Source organism: Mesorhizobium sp. B1-1-1, assembly GCF_006442955.1.
Lineage (GTDB): Bacteria > Pseudomonadota > Alphaproteobacteria > Rhizobiales > Rhizobiaceae > Mesorhizobium.
This window is the reverse complement of the sequence record NZ_VFWW01000001.1, coordinates 575257-594467: the sequence shown is the minus strand read 5'-3', so window position 1 is coordinate 594467 and position 19211 is coordinate 575257. Positions and strand designations below refer to the sequence as shown.

The following is a 19211-nucleotide window of genomic DNA, read 5'->3' as shown; positions in this document are numbered from 1 at the left end:
ATAATTAGCCGTAAGATTCGTGAGACGGCAAACGATTCTGGAGGCTGGGGCTAGCTTCTCCGATGCTGACGAGGCCAACGACGCACAACCATCTGGCCGAAAGGGTCCGGCGACTCTTCGGCACCGCGCCGTGCCGTCTGCAGGTAGCCGCCCTGCCCTGGCGCGAAACCGGAAACAGCGTCGAGATCATGCTGATTACCAGCCGCGATACCGGTCGCTGGGTGCTTCCGAAGGGCTGGCCTGAAGCCAGGGAGCCGCTTTGCGAAGCCGCGGCGCGCGAGGCTGTCGAGGAAGCCGGACTGCGCGGGACGATCTCGCATCTCGAGGCCGGCCGCTACTTCTACGCCAAGGCCCTGGCCTCCGGCGAGGAAGTGCCATGCGAGGTATTGGTGTTCCCGCTGCATGTCGACAAGGTCGCCGACCATTGGAAGGAAAAACGCTCCCGCACCCGCAAATGGGTCAATTCGAGCGAAGCGGTGCGCATGGTCAACGAACCGGATCTTTGCCAGATCATCGCCTATTTCTGCGCCGACCCGCGTCGGTTTGCCTGAACCGGGACCGGCCGCGCCACCAAGCAGCTCGGACGGGGGCGCCTGCGGCGTGAATGCTTTTCTAATGAAGACGTAATAGGATCTGATCCGATCCTGGCGTTTTACCGATGACAAATCCCGCAAATCCCAATCCAGAGAGATCCGACGAGCACAAGCGCGAGCATCGCCAGCGCGTGCTCAAGGGCGGCACGATCATCACGGGCATCTCGAATTCGGAAGTTGGCTGCACGCTGCGCAATCAAAATGAAGGTGGCGCCGAACTCAAGGTTCCGCCCGAAGCAACGATTCCGGATCATTTCCTTCTCTATGTGCCCGTCGACGGCATCGGCTATCGATGCGAGGTCCGCTGGCGCCGCAACGGCCGGATCGGGGTGCACTTCACCGGAACCGAGCCGAAGCCCAGGACGCATTACGGCTGATCCGCGACGTCGGATGCGCCAGATGGTCTGTGCCTGGATCACGCCCCGGAGCCGTCGCGAAGCCTGACAAGCGCGTCTTTGTCCCCTCGGCCGGGGGCTACCGCGGCAGCTCCATTCTATCCCCGTTATCCACATGTGTGACACACAAGATGTTGAGGTCACAAAAGCTACGCAAACGAATCCTTGACGGCGCAAAACGAGTCGCCTTTTATAGGCCATGCGCTCCTGTTGAGAGCGCGACCGGAAAGTTCTGAGCCCGGTCTTTTTCCCGGATTATGTGCGTTTTTCCCCACATTTCCGCCTGTTTACGAGGCTGGCGGAAGCGTTGGGATTGTGGGGCGTGGGCGATAAAAGGGAGAATTGTCGGACTGGAATAAATTGTCTGTTAACACTATATTTAGTGTTTGCAGGCAGGTTCGACGCTAGATAATGTGAATTTCCCTCGAGTGAGGGAATCGGAAAAAATCAGTTTTGAGGGACCCGCGGGTTCGTCGGTGAGTTGGACAGGCGCTTCGCAAGAAGTTTGACCAGCAAGGCGGACGAAGACCGCGAAAATGGAGAGCCGGCCGTTTTCGAACGCCGGCAGACGGCGGACATGCGCGTTTCGCATTGGGAGCAGAAATCTCCTGACGAAAGCGCTATATGTAGACAAAAGGGACCGGACCAATGCGCATCGAGCGTCGTTTCACCAGACAGGGACAATCGGCTTACGCGGAGATCGAATTCCGCAAGGCGCTCTCCGAGATCAAGAATCCGGATGGCTCGGTGGTGTTCCGCTTGGACAATATCGACGTGCCGGCGCAATTCTCCCAGGTCGCCGCCGACATCCTGGCGCAGAAATATTTCCGCAAGGCCGGCGTCCCCGCGCGGCTGAAGAAGGTCGAGGAGAACGATGTTCCCTCCTTCCTGTGGCGCTCAGTCGCCGACGAGGCCGAACTTGCCAAGTTGCCGGAAGCCGAGCGCTACGGGTCCGAGATCGACGCCCGCCAGGTCTTCGACCGGTTGGCCGGCACCTGGACCTATTGGGGCTGGAAGGGCGGCTATTTCAAGTCGGAGGAAGACGCGCGCGCCTTCCGCGACGAGCTTGCCTACATGCTGGCCACCCAGCGCGTGGCGCCGAACTCGCCGCAATGGTTCAACACCGGCCTGCACTGGGCCTATGGCATAGACGGCCCGAGCCAGGGCCACTTCTATGTCGACCCGTTCACCGGCAAGCTGACGAAGTCGAAATCCTCCTACGAGCACCCGCAGCCGCATGCCTGCTTCATCCAGGGCGTGCAGGACGACCTCGTCAATGAGGGCGGCATCATGGATCTGTGGGTGCGCGAGGCGCGCCTGTTCAAATACGGCTCGGGCACCGGCTCCAATTTCTCGCTGCTGCGCGGCGAGGGCGAAAAGCTGTCCGGCGGCGGCCGTTCGTCCGGCCTGATGAGCTTCCTCAAGATCGGCGACCGCGCCGCGGGCGCCATCAAGTCGGGCGGCACGACGCGCCGCGCCGCCAAGATGGTCATCGTCGACGCCGATCACCCCGACATCGAGGAATTCATCGACTGGAAGGTCAATGAAGAGCAGAAGGTCGCCTCGCTGGTGACCGGCTCCAAGATCGTCAAGAAGCATCTCGAAGCGATCATGAAGGCCTGCGTCAACTGCGAAGGCCATGACGACGACTGCTTCGACCCCGCCGTCAACACCGCACTGAAGCGCGAGATCAAGGCGGCCAAAAAGGACGCGGTGCCGGAGAACTATATCTACCGCGTCATCCAGTTCGCCAAGCAGGGCTACACCTCGATGTCGTTCAAGACCTACGACACCGACTGGGATTCCGACGCCTACCTCACCGTGTCGGGCCAGAACTCCAACAATTCGGTGTCGCTGAAGGACAATTTCCTGCGCGCCGTCGAGGATGATGCCGACTGGCATCTCACCGCCCGCAAGGACGGCAAGGTGCTGAAGACGCTGAAGGCCAGGGATCTCTGGGAAAAGATCGGCTACGCCGCTTGGGCATCCGCCGATCCGGGCCTGCACTTCAACACGACGATGAACGACTGGCACACCTGCGCATCCGCCGGTGCGATCCGGGCATCCAACCCGTGCTCGGAATACATGTTCCTCGACGACACGGCCTGCAATCTCGCCTCGATCAATCTGCTCCCCTACCGCAATGCCGACGGCACGATCGACATCGCTGCCTATGAGCATACGGTGCGGCTATGGACCATCGTGCTGGAAATCTCGGTCATGATGGCGCAGTTCCCGTCGAAGGAGATCGCCAAGCTCTCCTACGACTACCGCACGCTGGGCCTCGGCTATGCCAATATTGGCGGCCTGTTGATGACCTCGGGCATTCCCTACGATTCCGATGAGGGCCGCGCCATCTGCGCCGCGCTCACCGCCGTCATGACCGGCACCGCCTACGCCACCTCGGCGGAGATGGCGTCCGAGCTCGGCGCCTTCCCCGATTACGACCGCAATGCGCAGAACATGCTGCGCGTCATGCGCAATCATCGCCGCGCCGCCTATGGCGACAAGGACGGCTACGAGAAGCTGGCCGTCAACCCGGTGCCGCTGGTCGCTTCCGACCTCAAGCAGCAGGAGTTGGCGACGCACGCCAAGGCTGCTTGGGACCGCGCCATCGAACTCGGCGAGGAGCACGGCTATCGCAACGCGCAGGCGACCGTCATCGCGCCGACCGGCACGATCGGGCTGGTCATGGATTGCGACACAACAGGCATCGAACCCGACTTCGCGCTGGTGAAGTTCAAGAAGCTCGCCGGCGGCGGCTATTTCAAGATCATCAACCGCGCCGTGCCGGAAGCGCTGCGCACGCTGGGCTATTCGGAAAGCCAGATCGCCGAGATCGAGGCTTACGCCGTCGGCCATGGCAATCTCAACCAGGCGCCCGGCATCAACCCCGGCTCGCTCAAGGCCAAGGGCTTCACCGACGACAAGATCGCGGCGCTCAACGCGGCGCTGAAGTCGGCCTTCGACATCAAGTTCGTCTTCAACCAGTGGACGCTGGGCGCCGACTGGGTGAAGGAGACCTTTGGCTTCACCGACGAGCAGCTCAACGACTTCTCGTTCGAGATGCTGCCGGCGCTGGGCTTCTCCAGGAAGGACATCGAAGCCGCCAACATCCATGTCTGCGGTGCGATGACGCTTGAGGGAGCGCCCTTCCTAAAGGCCGAACACCTCCCCGTGTTCGACTGCGCCAGCCCCTGCGGCAAGATCGGCAAGCGCTCGCTGTCGATCAACAGCCACATCCAGATGATGGCGGCGGCACAGCCCTTCATTTCCGGCGCCATCTCCAAGACCATCAACATGCCGAACGACGCCACGGTGGAGGACGCCAAGAACGCCTACATGCTGTCGTGGAAGCTGGCGCTGAAGGCCAACGCGCTCTACCGCGACGGCTCGAAGCTCTCGCAGCCGCTCAATGCCTCGCTGCTCGCCGATGGCGAGGAGGACGAGGACGAGGCGATCGAACAGCTGGTCGCCGCGCCCGCCGCGCAGCGTGCGGTGCAGGTTACCGAAAAGATCGTCGAGCGCGTCGTGGAGCGTCTCTACCGCGACCGCGAAAAGCTGCCGAACCGCCGCAAGGGTTACACGCAGAAGGCAGTCGTCGGCGGCCACAAGGTCTATCTGCGTACCGGCGAGTTCGACGACGGGCGTCTCGGCGAGATTTTTATCGACATGCACAAGGAAGGCGCGGCCTTCCGGGCGATGATGAACAATTTTGCCATCGCCATCTCGCTCGGCCTGCAATATGGCGTGCCGCTCGAGGAATTTGTCGAAGCCTTCACCTTCACCAAGTTCGAGCCGGCCGGCATGGTGCAGGGCAATGACGCGATCAAGAACGCGACGTCGATCCTCGATTACGTGTTCCGCGAACTTGCCGTGTCCTATCTCAACCGCCACGATCTCGCCCATGTCGACCAGTCGGATTTCGACAAGACGGCACTTGGGCGCGGCATCACCGAAGGCAAGGCCACGCCCTTCTCCAAGGGCCTCTACCGCGGTGCCTCGCCGGTCAAGCTGGTGTCGGGCGCCGAACCCAAGGGATTCGGCGGTTCCGCCCCGGCCACGGCCCCTGCCCGCGTGGCGCCGACGGCCTTCTCCGGCTCCAACGTACTGGCGCTGAAGCCGGCGAGCGACGAGGCCATCGCCTACAAGCGCGACTATGAGGAACGCGCCAGGGAACTGGTCGAGGACATCGCCGAGGAGGAAACCGAGGCTTCGGGTGCCGAGGGGCTATTCTCCGACGCCGCCGCGCACGAGGCCGCCGAGGCCAAGGCACTCGCCGCCACCCGGCGCCAGCAATCGCTGATGCAGGGCTACACCGGCAACGAATGCTCGGAATGCCACAACTTCACCATGGTGCGGAACGGCACCTGCGAGAAGTGCGATACGTGTGGAAGCACGAGCGGGTGCAGCTGAGAATCTGAAGCGCTAGTAAAACGACGCAGCATTTTGGCCCGATCGTACGATCGGGCCGAAATGGCAAAGGGAACAAAAAGGGTACATCGTATAAGGAAGTCTTTATGTGACATCCCCGAAACACCAAAGGCCAATCCTTCCGGATCGGCCTTTGGTGCCGCGAATAAGCCGAAGCCCACGCGGGGCGACGAGATCAGAATCCCATCTCCTATGACAAGGTTACTATATGGAGATTCTGATCTAAGAGTCGAGAAGGCATCGGCAGCTAGTGTGACTTTAACGGCTCCCGGAAAGGGCTTTTTCGTTATGAAAATTGAACCCAGAATTAGCGCTAGTAAATTGGTTGAGTATTGTTTCGCTCGCTCCACTCGGCGAACTGCGATCATTGAAGACATCATCAGACCTAAGAACTTCCTCCTCGACACCCGCTACAACGAGATTGAACGTGCAATGATGCATTTCATTGAAACTCACGGGCAGGATGACAGCCGACTGTTCCAGCTCGACAGGGCCTTGTTGTCGCGCCAACCTGCCACCTCGCACGATGAACAAAGGCTTCTCACAGCTCACGATGCTATCGAACTTTGCCGTACTATGAGCTTGGCCAAGCTACCTACTGCTGCCAAATTAACCGGCGTTTCCGATAGCCAGCCAAAATTCCTTCTTGCCGGTGTCTCTATTAGCGTTCGACCGACAAACTCGGTCAAGATACCACAGGCAGGAAGGAGGGAATTTGGCTTCGGCTTGATCAAACCTTATCTCTCCAAAACACTACCATTGTCGACAGAAACTTCGGCGCTGCATGGAGCGCTTCTCCATTGGTACGCGGAGAAATGTTTCGGGGATGCCGGAGAACCACGCGCCGAACTTTGTTTTGTGGTTGATGTGTTTGCCCAAAAGACTTTCGCTGCACCCGGTAGCTTCAACCAACGCAGGAAGCTGCTGGCAGCTTCCTGCCAAGAGATCGCGGACAGGTGGCAGTCAATTCGGGCGAGACTAATTACTGACGAAGAAGCTAGCCGGAAACGCCATTAATAGCCTTGGTGCTGCAGTAGTTCTTGGTGCTGCTCGCCTTCGCCCCTTGATGTGGCAAAGGGTGAGCAGCGCCAGGAACAGCATGAAACTTTTAGGCAGCTTTGAACGAGGACTGTATGCGCTACGCCGTAGCGATTGAAAAAGCAGGCGATAATTTCTCAGCTTATGTGCCGGATTTGCCCGGCTGCATCGCGACGGGTACGAGCGTATCTGAGGTGAAAAACGAGATTCACACCGCAATACCCTTCCACATCGAGGGTTTGCAAGCCGACGGGCTGGACGTGCCGAAGGCGTCAGCTTTGCGGAATATGTAGAGGCATAGTCGATATCCAGGCACTGCTCAACACGGCGCTTAAAGACCTTCTTGCGAGCGAGGAGCAACTGGCCGGAGCAAGTAGATTAAAAAGGCACCAGGAAGGGGTGAACGATCGGCGCGCGTTTCAATCCGCGTCGGCCACCATCTGCCGGCCGCCGGCCCAGGCGCGCCATTGGCGCTCGTCGCCGTGGAAGACGTTGAGGTCGATGCGGCCGGTGACGCCATGCGATAGGCCGGAGCCGGAATATTGCCAGAACAGCCATTTGCGGCCGGGATAGACCTTTGAGGGGTGCTGCGCCACGGCGCGCAGCCAGAACGAATAATCGAGGAATTCGCCGCGAAGATTGTCGCGGTAGAAATCGGGCGCGGTGTAGATGATGGGCCGCTGGCCGTAATGGCGTTCAAGCTTGTCCATGAACACCTGCATCTTCTCCAGCACCTTTTCGCGCGACGGCCGCCGCTTGCAGCTGGATTCGCCATTCCATTCGACATCGATCACCGGCGGCAAGGCGCCCTCGACCCTGGGCACGTTGCGGATGAACCAGTCGGCCTGCTCGCCGGCGGTGCGGCACCAGTAGAAGAAGTGATAGGCGCCGCGCTTCAGCCCTGCGGCGTCGGCGTTGCGCCAATTCCTGGTGAACATCGGATCGAGATGGTCGCCGCCGTCGGTCGCTTTAATATAGGCGAAATTGGCGCCCTGGGCGCGCAGCTTCTCCCAGTTGACGTTGCCTTGCCAGCGCGACACGTCGACGCCATGCACGGCAAGGTGTCGCGGCGAAGAGCGGCCGAAATTGATCGGCTTGGCATCGCGAAAGCCGTAGCGCGTGACAGGCCCGGCCAGCATCGGCGGTGCCGCCCGTGACAAGAGCTTCGGCGGCGATACAAGCGCCGCCGGCTCGACGACCGGCGGCTCGACGCTGTCCGGCAGGTCGGGCGCCGGAAACGCCACCGTCTCTTCCTCCGCCAGGCCGTAAGGTCGGACATTCTCGTCCACCGGCATGGCTTCCGCCATCCTGCGTTCGGCTGCCATTCTCCGTTCGGCCTTGGTCACTGGGGCGGATGCGATCGGCGCGCTTGGTCGCACCACCGAGTTGGTGATCTCGTTCGACGGCTTCTGGATGTCCAGCGCGTCCATGCCGGATGTCGACGAGCAGCCGGCAAGGCACAGCGTTGCGATCACGAAACTGACGGCGCCTGGTAACCGCATCTGGACCTGTACTCAAACACAACAGACCGAAGGCAACGGCCGACGGACAAACCAGGTCTAGTTATGAACGAGAAATTACCAATAAAGATTGAATCAAGTTTTTAAGCATGTTGGGCACGGTTCCGAGTGTCGGCCGTGCGCGGTGACAAGCGCAATCTAGGCCTGCCGATCCTATCGCCTGAAGACGCCGATCATCGGCCCCAGGTTCCAGTAGTCGTCATTGCGGCCGATGGCCGGCGCGAGCAGGCTCGATATCGACCCGTCGAGGAACAGCGCATTGTCGCAGCCGAGCCCGTCGCGAAACAGGCGTGCGAATGCATGGAATGTCACCGTGCCATTCGAAATGGCGAAGACGACGACGCCGTCCTTTCGCACCCCGACACCGTCGCGCGTCTTGCGCGAGGTGCTGTCGGCCCGGAATTTCTGGTGCAACTTGCCGTTGATCACCAGCATCGGCCCGGACTGCGTGGCATAATCGGTGGGCGGACGCTTCTCTAAGAAATCCCTTGTCGCGCGGACCGCGGCCTTGCCGTCGCTGATGTAGAAAATACCATTGGGCTGGAGCGAAAAATTGCCGCTTCCCGACCCGACCTTCGCCGAGGCCAGTTCCTGCCCGCGCTCGACATACAGGCCGACCGGCGCGAGGTTTGGATGGTACATTCCCGCATTGATGGCGAACAGCATCGTGCGCCCGGCCCGCCGCTGGGCATCGTCGAGATTGTGCAGCGATTGATAGGGCTTGCCGGCCGGATCCTTCCAGAACAATTCGATCCGATATTGCCTGGGATCGACCTCGCAGACCAGGTAGCTGGTGACCTCGAAGACGAAATCGCGGCACGGCGGCAACGAGGCGAACCATTGGCCGACTCCCATGCCGATCGCCGCCGCCGACGGCAGCGCGGTCTTGATCAGCGCGAGCAGTAATGGCGCGGATTGGAGGACAGTCAAAAGATCCATGCGCGCACCGGATTGCCGGTTCCAACGAGCCGCCGCCAGCATTCGCCGGCACGACGCAAGAACGGTCCCAAGCGGGAATGGATCAAACGGCCAAGGTCGAAGTGCGGCTGCCGACGCAAGACATCGGCGACATCATTGAACAGAGCTGACGAGCCGCTCGTCGCCGCCAAGGATGGAAACCCAGCGACCGCTGTTGTCGCTCGCCTGTCTCTTCAGGTAGCGATAGCCTGTCTGGTTCCAGAGGCGAACCTTGTCGCTGAGATTGTCGAGGACGAAATCGCCCTTGTCGGTGCGCACCGTAAGCACGGCGTGGCCTTCGCCGTCCGGCTTGCGCACCACCGTCATCAGCAGATTGGCGATTGCAATGCCGGCGGCCTGGAGCTCGCGCTGCTTTTCAAGCGCGTAGTCTTCGCAGTCGCCAAACCCGTTATCGGGGTAGGCCCACCACTCATCCTTGCCGTAGTTGTCCATGTCGCTCATCGGCTTGACGCGGGTGTTGACCGAGAGATTTACGGCGGAAATTTCCCGCAACAGCTGGCCGGTCATGCTCTCCGGAGCGTTGGCGGGCGAGCGGATGGAGCATTCGGCAGAATGGACCTTGCAAAAATCATAGTGCCCGATCGGCTGGGAGGTTTGCCCGCCGATAGTCATGGAAAGCGGTCCCGCATTCGCCAAACCCGCGGCCGAACAAAAAACCGTCAGCGCCAACGCAAACCCCAAACCCCTCGCCTTGCGGCGCCAACCCACCGAGGATGCCATACGGCCCCACCCATCTATTTTTGTTAACAGAACGTTAAAGATGGATTTTGCCTGGAGTCAATGAAGGCGGCCGATCACATCTTTGGCGATCGACGCATGCCCGACCGGGGTTGCGCCGAAGCAACACCGGCTCGCACATTCCTGGAGTTGCCTTTTAGTCCCTTGTTTGACGCCGCGGAAAACCGCTGCGCGCTTTCCGGGATTGCTTCAGGCAAGCCATCCCATCGCCAGGCCCAGCAGCAAGGCGATGCCGAGCACGCCGCGATAAATGACGAAAGGCCAGGCTGAGAAGCGTTCCAGCACGCGCATCAGGCCCCATATGGCGAAGAAGGCGGATAGCGAGGCGACGACCAGGCCGACCGCGAGGATCGACCAGCCATGGGCATCGAGATGGGCCTTGTGCAGTTCCCAGAGCTCCTTGAGACCGGCGAGTGCGATGGCCGGCAGCCCCAGCAGGAATGAAAAGCGCGCCGCTTCTTCCCGCTTAAAGCCGAGCCCCAGTGCTGCCGTCAAGGTCGAACCGGACCGCGAGACGCCCGGGATCAATGCGCCGATTTGGGCGATGCCGACGAGCAGCGCATCGGCCATGGAGGCCTGGCCCATGGTGCGCGCATGGCGGGCACGGAGTTCGGCCAGCGCCAGCAGGAGTGCCATGACGATGCAGGCCCAGCCGATGACCCCGAGGCCGCGCAGCGGCGAATTGCAGGCGTTGAGAAGGCCAGACAGAGCCACGCCGGCGATGACGATCGGGATCGTCGCCAGCACGATCCAGAGCGCCAGCCGGAAATGTCGGTCGGCCAAATCGCGCCGTTTCAAGGCACTGACCGAACCGGACAGGATGTCCCTGACATCGTTCCAGAAGTAGCTGATCACCGCGGCGAGGGCCGCAAGCTGCATGGCGGCGGAGAAAGCGGAGCCGGGATCCTGCCAGCCCAGCATCGCCGGGACGACGCGCATGTGGGCGGTCGAGGAAATTGGCAGCAGTTCGGTGATGCCTTGCACCAAGCCGAGAAATGCGACCTTGGCGTAGCCCAGGCCGACAAAGCCCATGTCCATGCCTTGCATGCAGCTGTCGGCCATGTCGAATTCCATGTCAGAGAGATCGGAGTTGCGCGGGGAACGACTGGGGCGATCGGCCCCTGGGCAAGCCATACCGCCATGGGACGGAAAATCAATTTACGGATTTGTGAACTGGCACCCGGGAATGGGCGTCAGCGAGTGCGGAAGGCGCGTTCGAATATCAACACCGCGCCGCCTCGGCGCGTTGGCAGCACCAGGCAGTGGCCAGACCGGCCCGGCGGGTCGGCCTGCAAAAACTGGAGGAAATCACGATGCGATCAGGGGCACAGCCAGAGTTTCTGGCACGCCCTGGCGATCACGTGCGCCGGCGGCACAGCCGGCTCCTCGACGGAAGGCCGACGCGCCCGTTCGAGCAGCATGCGCACCTGTTCCGGGCGCACACGATCGCGCTCCATCACAAGCAGGACCATCGGATCGCTCAAAAGCTCGTCCAGGGTACTGATGCTGTCGTTCATCCGTCGTCTCCTCGAATGCCGGCCCGCACCGGTTAAATAGGGAGACAATGATGGCTCGCCAATGACGCTTTGCCGGCTTTCGCGTGACTGTTTCGGTTATTTCGTGACTGTTTCGATTAATTTTTGTCACGGTCACGTAATTTCACCCTTCTGTTGGCCCGCTTCATCCGGCACAGCTCATCGGTTTCGGCGCTCAAGCGCCGATCCACCTTCTTTCATAAGGCGGGAAGGGAGGCCGGAGACCTCAGGCAGGCGGCGCGCCTTCGTGCTGCGGCAAGCCGTCATCGAGCGCCACCCAGGGCTGCTTGGAGGCGGTCCAGATGTGCATCTGCGGTTTGAAGACGGATGGATCGTCGAGTGACCCGGTGGTGACGCCTATAATGCCGGCGGCATCGCGCCGCGAAAACATCGTCGTACCGCAGCTTGGGCAAAACCCGCGTTTAATATCCGGCGAGCTGTTCGCGGTCGCCAACGGCCCTTCGACCGTCACATCGTCGATGCGAAACAGCACACGCGCATTGAAGGCGGCGCCGATCGCCTTTTGACAAAGCCGACAATGGCAGATGCGTTCGTTGACGGGCTCGACGTCGGCGCGATAACGCACCGCCCCGCACAGGCATCCGCCCTGATAGTTAGCCATTGCCGTATCCATTCCCGAGAAGATTTGATGCGAGACTATCGAGGCCGGATATCGGGTCAATTCAAAAGCATTGATACGATCCCATCGACTGCAGCGATAAAACTGCCGGCCGCCTCGAGGGAGACCGCCGGCAGCCAATGCCGGCAAGCTATTCGGTTTCGCCGACCACCTCGTCCCAGCTCTTCACCTTGGTCTCGCCGTTGAGGAACGGCAGCGCGGCGGCCGTCAGCTCTGGAGCGAAGAAGACGTCGTAGTGGGTGCGATTGGGCAGGATCGCCAGGCGGTTCCGCGACAGGTTTTCACGCATCCAGCCCGCGTCCTTCAAACCGCCGCCGAGCATCTGGTAGAACTTGATCTCGTGCTCGGGCTTGTACATGTCGCTGTCGCCGTAGGCCAGCATGACCGGCATCTTCAGCTTGGGAACATCGGCCGAGTAGTCGTAGTTCTGGCGCATGAAGTTGCCGAGCGTATCGAGCAGCTTCGGGAACTCCTCGGGATGCGGCGCCACGGCGACGTAGGATTTGTACATCGGCGTGTCCTTCATGAAATCGGCCGCTGCCGCGCTCACTTGCGCCTGCTGCGGGCGCATCTCGTCATAGAAACCGTCGGCGGCATAGCCGGTCGAGACCAGCACAAGCCGGCGCACCGTTTCGGGGTGCTGGACGGCCATCCGGAAGGCGACACCGCCGCCCAGAGAATAACCCATGACGTCGACCTCGCCGTAACCAAGCCGTTTGACGATATCAGCCATGTCGTCGCCCATCGCCTCCAGCGTGAACGGCCGGTCGCCAAGCGCGGTGCGGCCATGGCCTTGCAGGTCGACGGTGATGACAGTGCGATGTTCGGCAAGCTTCGGCAGAATGGGGGCGAACATGTCCGCTGTGCCGAGACCGCCATGCAGCAGAAGCAGCGGCTCGCCTTTGCCGTGGACGGCATAATAGTAATTCAGGCCGTTGATCGGCAGCAGGCCGGATTTTTCAGGCTTCGGCGGTGTCTTCGCTTCGGTCGTCATGGCAGATTTTACCTCGTTTGCGTTGGCGATGCCCGGACAGGCGAGAAGCGCCGCGGCCGAAGCAAGAATGGCGAAAAGCAAGGCTTTGGACATATCGATCTCCTCCAGTCTGTCCGTGTGTCGGTGCGTTCTTGAGCTGGCTGGTGCATCGGCCCCAACCCGCGCGAAAACCGATCGAAAATATTGGTCTGACCGGCTTCCGTCCCAAGGACGAACCAGCGAAATGCAAACCGACATCATCAAGGAGAAATTCCGGGGCTTTCCCGTGGATGAGGACCAACGGCGAAATCGAGGACGCGTCAGTGGCGCTTGGCTTGCACCAGATAGGCATCGATCTCGGTCTCGCCGAGCCACTTGGCCGCTTCCAGCCGATGCAGGCCTTCTACCAGGATATGACGCTTGCCGTCGTGACGGACCTGGATCGGCATCTTCATGCCATTTTCCAGAATGTCCTCGGCGAGATGACGGACCGTCTCGGGATGCAGCGTCTTCTTACGCGCCGTCGGCACGTAGATGTCGTCGACCTTGACCTTCTGCACTCTGAGCATGTCGACCCCCCGGGCGGAACGCCGCCTTATCCTGAGATAGTCGCTTTGTTGACGAGGGCCAAGGGCGTGGCGACGAATAGGGCGGAGGCAACCGGGTTTGTCTGCCGCCGCGCAGTCGATATTGCGTATCAGCCTTTGTAGATACGGTCCTCGAGCGGCGTCTCGGCAATCAGCGCCTGCAGCCCTGACAGCAACGCCTTCTCGGCGCGGTTCATCGCCTTGTCCGGATTGACCAGCAGGAAGATATCGATGGCCGGCGGCGCATCATAGGGCGGCAGCCGCCACAGCGCGCCGTCGGCCACATCGCGCCGCGCCACATGCAGCGGCAGCGGGCCGATGCCGAGCCCGGCGACGATCATGCGCCGCACCTCCTCCAGGCTCGACGAAACGCCCACGACATCGGCGTTCAGCCGTGCTTCGCTACGCAATAGTGCGACCGGCCGCAGCGCATCCGAAATATGGTCGGTCTGGAACGATACTGACGGCTCGTCGCGGAGATCGGCGAGCGTCAGTCCGGTTTGCCCATAGAGCCTGTGCCGCGGCCCGCAAAAGAAGCCGAAGAACTCGCGATAGACCATGTCGTATTGCAGCGCCGGATCGCGCTGGCTGACCAGGCAGACGCCAAACGAAGCACGGCGCTCCCTCACCTGCTTGGCCACTTCGGTGCTTGCCGCGACCGAAATGGTGATGCTGGCGCGCGGATAGTTGCGGTGGAATTCCGACAGCGCCCGATCGAACAGCGGCGAGACCACATGGCTGGCGGTCGCGATCATGACGTGGCCGGTGACATCGTCGCTGATGCCGCGCATCAAGAGCGGCAGCTGCGATATGGTGCCGAACACCTCGATGCTCTGCTCGTAGAGAAGCCGTCCAACCTCGGTGAGCTCGAAGCGCGTCGCATCGCGTTCGACCAGCCGCCGGCCGACCCGGTCTTCCAGCCGCCGCAGCGCATTGCTGACGCTTGGCTGCTTGAGGTTCAGCCTCTCGGCGGCACGCGTGATGCTCTTCACCTCCGCGATGACGACGAATGTCCGCAAAAGGTTCCAGTCCAGATCCCAGACCAGCCGTTCGGGGCGCGGCAATGCCATTCCTGATATCTATGCTCCCTATTTCCATTATCTATTTGCGCAATGCTACCGCAAAGGCAATCATTGCCGTCAGGAGTGCGCCCCAACGCCTCCCAAGAACAAGCCTTCGCGCTCCATCCAGAGGACAGGTTTCAAATGAACAAGGTATTTTCCGGCATTGCCGTCGCGGCGCTGCTGTTTGCGTCTTCCTTCGCTAACGTCTCGGCCAGGGCCGATGACCTCGAGAAGGTCAAGGCGGCGGGCGAATTGAAGATTTCCATGAGCGGGCAGTATCCCCCCTTCAACTTCGTCAACGACCAGAACGAGGTCGTCGGCTTCGACGCCGATATCGGCAAGGCCATCGCCGAGCGTATCGGCGTCAAGGGCACCATCATCACGACCGCCTGGGACGGCATCATCGCCGGCCTGCTCGCCAACAAATACGACACCGTGGTCGGCTCGATGACGATCACGCCGGAGCGTGAGAAGGTGGTCGATTTCGTCGGCCCCTACTATCACGCCGGCCGTGCGGTTTTCGTCAACCAGGATTCCAAGGTGCAGAGCCTCGACGAACTCAAGGGCAAGACCCTTGGCGTGACGCTCGGCGAAACGCATGAGAAATGGGCGCGCCAACAGGGCGGCTGGGACATCCGCACCTATAAGGGGCTGCCGGAATTGCTGCTGGAATTGAAGGCGGGCCGCGTCGACGCCATCGTCGTCGACAACATTCCGGTCATGGTCGCCGTCAAGGAGACCGGCGAGAAGGTACGCAAGCTCGACACGCCGGGTATCGAAGGCGGCAGCGTCGCCATCGGCATCGCCATCCGCAAGGACAATCCCGAGCTCAAGGCCGCCATGCAGAAGGCGCTGGACGGCATGATGGCCGATGGTACCTACGAGAAGATATCGATGCACTGGGTCGGCAGCGACATCCGCTAACTTCGCCAGGCTTCGGCGGTCCAGGCCGCCTGAAGCCGAAAGCCACTGCGCCGGGCCATTCCATGGATTTCTCCTTGATGCAGCGCGTCTTCCCGTTCTTCGTGGAAGCCGCCTTGGTGACGCTGGAACTGACAGCGCTGGCCCTGGTTCTGGGGCTGGCCGTGGCAGCACTTGCCGCGACCGCAAGAATGTCGAGATCGGCGATCCTGCGGGCCGTCGGCACGCTCTATGTGAGCCTGTTCCGTGGCACACCGTGCCTGATCCAGCTCTTCGTGCTCTATTTCGGCGGTCCGCAGATCGGCATCAATCTGGATCCGTTCGCGGCCGGCGTGATCGGCCTCGGCCTCAACATCGGCGCCTATATGGCGGAGTCAATCCGAGGCGCGGTGGTTGCGGTCGACCGGGGCCAGACGGAGGCGGCCCGCACAATCGGATTCGGCCGGTTCCAGACCTTGCGCAAGGTCGTGCTGCCGCAAGCCGCCCGGCTGATGATCCGCCCGCTTGGCGTCAACACGGTCGCGCTGTTGAAAGGCTCGGCCCTGGTGTCCACCATCTCGGTCGTGGAATTGACCTACACCGCGCAGCGCTTCATCGGCTCCACCTACAAGCCGTTCGAAATCTTCGGCGTCGCGGCCCTGCTCTACATGATCATGGTCTATGCCGTCGCCCGCATAGTCGACATGCTCGACAAACGCTTCGCGATCGTCTGAGGCAGAACACGATGCAAGGCCTGGATTTCACAGTCATCGCGCCCTACTGGGATCTTCTGCTGACCGGCGCCTGGTGGACATCAGTGCTGACGGTCTCGGCGGGAGCGCTCAGCTTCGTCGGCGGCATCTTCTTTGCCGTGATCGTACTTTACGCGCCGGCAATCCTGGCCTACCCCGTACGCGCCTTCATGTGGGTATTCATGGGCACGCCGCTGCTATTGCAGCTCTTCCTGATCTATTTTGGCCTGGTGCAGGTCGGCATCGACATCCCTGCGCTTGCGGCCGGCATTGTCGGCCTTGGACTGCATTTTGCCGTCTACAATGCCGATGTCATCCGCGCAGGCATCGTGGCCGTCGATGTCGGCCAGACGGAAGGCGCGCGCAGCATCGGCTTCGGCAAGTGGCAGACGCTGCGCCACGTCGTGATACCGCAAGCCATCCGCAACACGGCGCCACCGATCGGCAGCAATTTGATCGCGCTGTTGAAGGAATCCTCCATCGTCTCGGTCATCGGCATTGCCGAACTGGTTCACTCGGCGCAACTGGCGATCAGCGAAACGTTTCGCCCTTTCGAATTCTACATCACTGCCGCCGCGCTCTACTACATTCTCAACCTCGTGCTCGAAGCGGCCCTGCATCGGTTCGAAAGACATGTGGAGGTTTCCCGATGAGCACGCAGCGGCCAATGGTCGAGGTCCGCGGCGCACGCAAATCGTTTGGCGCCGTCGAGGTCCTCAGAGGTATCGACCTGTCGGTCGAACGTGGGCAGATCGTCGCCATCATCGGCCCGAGCGGCTCCGGCAAGAGCACGCTGCTGCGTTCCATCAACCATCTCGAGGGTTTGAACAGCGGTGAGGTCTGGCTGGACGGCCTGCAAGTGAACCAGAAGCTGCATGGCCAGGCGTTCGAAAGGCACATCAACAAGGTGCGCCAGCAGATGGGCATGGTGTTCCAGCACTTTAACCTGTTCCCGCATTTGACCGTGATCGAGAACATCACGATGGGGCCGGTGATCCTGAAAAGCATGCCGAAAGCCGAAGCTCGTGCGCTGGCGCTTGAACTGTTGTCCAAGGTCGGGCTCTCCGACAAGATCGACGCCTATCCCTCGCGTCTTTCGGGCGGGCAGAAGCAGCGCGTGGCGATTGCCCGCGCGCTGGCCATGCAGCCCAAGGTGATGCTGTTCGACGAGGCCACCTCGGCGCTCGATCCGGAGCTGGTCGACGAGGTCAACGCGGTGATGAAGCAGCTTGCCGCCGAGCACATGACCATGCTCATCGTAACGCACGAAATGCGCTTTGCCGGCGAAGTGGCCGACAGGGTGCTGTTCATGGATGGCGGCGTGGTAGTGGAAGAAGGCCCGCCGGGCGACATCTTCCGCGCCCCGCAAAAGGAACGCACCCGCACCTTCCTCAAGAAATACCTTTCAGCCTGAGCATGACAATGACCAGATTGACCACTGAATTCCCCGATTTCGGATTGACGCCAGAGCAACGCCGGCACGCGGTGCGCGGACACTACTACGAATGGCCAGGTATGGATGGCGAGCGCGGTGAAATCTGGTGCTACAGCGACCGGTTTTCCTATCGCGCCGGCGAGACAGTGACGCTGCATGTCAGTTCGACGGCTCCGTCCTTCATCATGACGATCGTCCGCGACGGTGGCACCGAGACAAAGGTATTCGAGAAGTCCGGCATTCCGGCGCGTTGGCAGGAAAGTCCAGACCAGTGCTCGGCCGAAGGCTGCGGCTGGGAAGCCTCGTTCGAATTCCGCGTCGGCAGCGACTGGCCGTCCGGCGCCTATCGCGTGACGCTGACCGCGGACGGCCGTGACGGCAAGCCGATCCAATCCTATCATCTTTTCATCGTCGCGCCCCTGCCCGGCAAGAAGCCAGGCCGTGTGCTGCAGGTGGCGGCGACAGGCACCTGGCTCGCCTACAACACCTGGGGCGGCTCCAATCACTACCAGGGCATCACCGGGCCGGACCGTAACCAATATTCTCCGATCGTCTCGACGCAGCGCCCCTGGTGCCGCGGCTTTGTCGTGCTCCCCAAGGAGGCGCCGCGCGTGCCGCTGGAGGTCGCGGTGCCACCCAGGACCGTGCCGCGCTATCCTCACATGGAATGGGCGCTTGCGACGGGCCATTCGAAGAAATACGCCTCGTCGGGCTGGGCGAGCTATGACAGCCATTTCTTCCGCTTCGCCGAACGGGCGGGCTACGCCGTCGATCTCGCCAGCCAGCACGATCTGCATTTCTCGCCCGACATTCTCGATGGCTACGACTGCGCCGTCTTTGTCGGCCATGACGAGTACTGGACCTGGGAAATGCGCGATGCGGTCGACAGCTACGTCGAACGCGGCGGCCATGCGGCGCGCTTCGCCGGCAACTTCATGTGGCAGACGCGGCTGGAGGATGAAGGCCGGCGGCAGGTCTGCTACAAATACCGCGCCCGAGCCGAGGACCCCGCCTATCGCGGCGGCGACGTCACCCGCGCCACCAATTCCTGGGAGGCGCCCGAGATCGGCCGGCCGGGTTCGGCGACCTTCGGGCTCAACGCCACACGCGGCCTCTATGCCGGATGGGGCGGCTGCGCGCCACGCGGCGTGCGCGGCTTTCCCGTGTATCGGCCCGAGCACTGGGCCTTTGCCGGAACCGGCATCTACTATGGCGACCTGCTTGGCGCCGACAGCCATGTCTATGGCTATGAGGTCGACGGGCTGGATTTCGAAATCCGCGGCGGCCTTCCCTACCCGACCGCGACCAGCGGCGCACAGGACGGCTTGCAGGTTCTCGCCGTCGGCATGGCCAGCCAGGTCGAGGAAAGCGCCGACATCCCGATCGAGGATCAGTTTCTCACCGACGAGGATGGTCGCTTCAGCGCCGAGACGCTGTTCGGCGATCGGAGCGACGCCAATCTGGAAAAGGTCAAACGCGGCAACGGCATGATCGTCAGTTTCCCGCGCGGCAAGGGCGAGGTCTTTCACGCCGGAAGCTGCGAATGGGTCGCCGGCCTGCTGAGGCAGGACCCGATGGTCGAACGCGTTACCCAAAATGTCCTCGATCGTTATCTCGGAAAGTCCTGAC

General features: G+C 61.6%; 19 protein-coding genes. 10 read left to right on the top strand and 9 right to left on the bottom strand.

What is annotated here, in order from left to right:
* The first annotated feature begins 62 nt into the window (after positions 1 to 62).
* From FJ986_RS02975 to FJ986_RS02955, 5 genes are all read left to right on the top strand, one after another.
* Complete coding sequence (locus FJ986_RS02975) at positions 63 to 551, top strand: NUDIX hydrolase (protein ID WP_140517665.1); 489 nt, start codon at positions 63 to 65, stop codon at positions 549 to 551.
* Positions 552 to 658: 107 nt separating this feature from the next.
* A complete protein-coding gene (locus tag FJ986_RS02970) occupies positions 659 to 970 on the top strand; it encodes a PilZ domain-containing protein (protein WP_140493741.1) in 312 nt (103 codons plus the stop codon).
* Between the two features lie 666 nt (positions 971 to 1636).
* Positions 1637 to 5404: a vitamin B12-dependent ribonucleotide reductase gene (locus FJ986_RS02965; RefSeq protein ID WP_140673352.1), complete on the top strand. Its 3768-nt coding sequence runs from the start codon at positions 1637 to 1639 to the stop codon at positions 5402 to 5404.
* A gap of 306 nt (positions 5405 to 5710) precedes the next feature.
* Positions 5711 to 6439 carry a hypothetical protein gene (locus tag FJ986_RS02960; protein ID WP_140561006.1) on the top strand — a complete coding sequence of 243 codons (729 nt, stop codon included), beginning with the start codon at positions 5711 to 5713 and terminating at the stop codon, positions 6437 to 6439.
* A 116-nt stretch (positions 6440 to 6555) separates the two neighbouring features.
* On the top strand, positions 6556 to 6753 hold the full coding sequence (locus FJ986_RS02955) for a type II toxin-antitoxin system HicB family antitoxin (protein WP_140561005.1): 198 nt from the start codon (positions 6556 to 6558) through the stop codon (positions 6751 to 6753).
* Positions 6754 to 6879: 126 nt separating this feature from the next.
* Here FJ986_RS02955 and FJ986_RS02950 read toward each other — a convergent pair whose 3' ends face one another.
* The 9 genes from FJ986_RS02950 to FJ986_RS02910 form a co-directional block, all read right to left on the bottom strand.
* Entirely contained in the window at positions 6880 to 7962 is a 1083-nt protein-coding gene (locus tag FJ986_RS02950; RefSeq protein WP_140517671.1) for a GH25 family lysozyme, read from the bottom strand.
* A 171-nt stretch (positions 7963 to 8133) separates the two neighbouring features.
* Positions 8134 to 8919 carry a phosphodiester glycosidase family protein gene (locus tag FJ986_RS02945; protein ID WP_140517672.1) on the bottom strand — a complete coding sequence of 262 codons (786 nt, stop codon included), beginning with the start codon at positions 8917 to 8919 and terminating at the stop codon, positions 8134 to 8136.
* A 132-nt stretch (positions 8920 to 9051) separates the two neighbouring features.
* On the bottom strand, positions 9052 to 9678 hold the full coding sequence (locus FJ986_RS02940) for a transglutaminase-like cysteine peptidase (RefSeq protein WP_140656021.1): 627 nt from the start codon (positions 9676 to 9678) through the stop codon (positions 9052 to 9054).
* A 207-nt stretch (positions 9679 to 9885) separates the two neighbouring features.
* A complete protein-coding gene (locus FJ986_RS02935; protein ID WP_140517674.1) occupies positions 9886 to 10758 on the bottom strand; it encodes an undecaprenyl-diphosphate phosphatase in 873 nt (290 codons plus the stop codon).
* A gap of 257 nt (positions 10759 to 11015) precedes the next feature.
* Positions 11016 to 11213: a hypothetical protein gene (locus tag FJ986_RS02930; protein WP_140673350.1), complete on the bottom strand. Its 198-nt coding sequence runs from the start codon at positions 11211 to 11213 to the stop codon at positions 11016 to 11018.
* A 244-nt stretch (positions 11214 to 11457) separates the two neighbouring features.
* The gene (locus FJ986_RS02925; protein WP_140517705.1) at positions 11458 to 11853 is read right to left on the bottom strand and encodes a GFA family protein; all 396 of its coding nucleotides are present in this window, start codon (positions 11851 to 11853) and stop codon (positions 11458 to 11460) included.
* A gap of 148 nt (positions 11854 to 12001) precedes the next feature.
* On the bottom strand, positions 12002 to 12958 hold the full coding sequence (locus FJ986_RS02920; protein WP_140561001.1) for an alpha/beta hydrolase: 957 nt from the start codon (positions 12956 to 12958) through the stop codon (positions 12002 to 12004).
* 206 nt (positions 12959 to 13164) lie between these two features.
* Complete coding sequence (locus tag FJ986_RS02915) at positions 13165 to 13413, bottom strand: ParB N-terminal domain-containing protein (protein ID WP_006206067.1); 249 nt, start codon at positions 13411 to 13413, stop codon at positions 13165 to 13167.
* 128 nt (positions 13414 to 13541) lie between these two features.
* Complete coding sequence (locus FJ986_RS02910) at positions 13542 to 14501, bottom strand: LysR family transcriptional regulator (RefSeq protein ID WP_140493763.1); 960 nt, start codon at positions 14499 to 14501, stop codon at positions 13542 to 13544.
* Positions 14502 to 14636: 135 nt separating this feature from the next.
* Between FJ986_RS02910 and FJ986_RS02905 the strand changes: the two genes are divergently transcribed.
* The 5 genes from FJ986_RS02905 to FJ986_RS02885 all read left to right on the top strand — a co-directional run bounded on the left by FJ986_RS02905 (position 14637) and on the right by FJ986_RS02885 (position 19210).
* Complete coding sequence (locus FJ986_RS02905; RefSeq protein WP_140493765.1) at positions 14637 to 15419, top strand: ABC transporter substrate-binding protein; 783 nt, start codon at positions 14637 to 14639, stop codon at positions 15417 to 15419.
* A gap of 62 nt (positions 15420 to 15481) precedes the next feature.
* Entirely contained in the window at positions 15482 to 16129 is a 648-nt protein-coding gene (locus tag FJ986_RS02900; RefSeq protein ID WP_140493767.1) for an amino acid ABC transporter permease, read from the top strand.
* 11 nt (positions 16130 to 16140) lie between these two features.
* Positions 16141 to 16800 (top strand): amino acid ABC transporter permease, encoded by a 660-nt coding sequence (locus tag FJ986_RS02895; RefSeq protein ID WP_140561000.1) that lies wholly within the window; start codon positions 16141 to 16143, stop codon positions 16798 to 16800.
* Positions 16797 to 17561: an amino acid ABC transporter ATP-binding protein gene (locus FJ986_RS02890; RefSeq protein ID WP_140560999.1), complete on the top strand. Its 765-nt coding sequence runs from the start codon at positions 16797 to 16799 to the stop codon at positions 17559 to 17561. Before FJ986_RS02895 ends, FJ986_RS02890 begins: the two co-directional genes overlap by 4 nt.
* Before the next feature lie 8 nt (positions 17562 to 17569).
* Positions 17570 to 19210, top strand: coding sequence for a N,N-dimethylformamidase beta subunit family domain-containing protein (locus tag FJ986_RS02885; RefSeq protein ID WP_140666334.1), 1641 nt, complete (start codon positions 17570 to 17572; stop codon positions 19208 to 19210).
* Position 19211 lies beyond the last annotated feature (1 nt).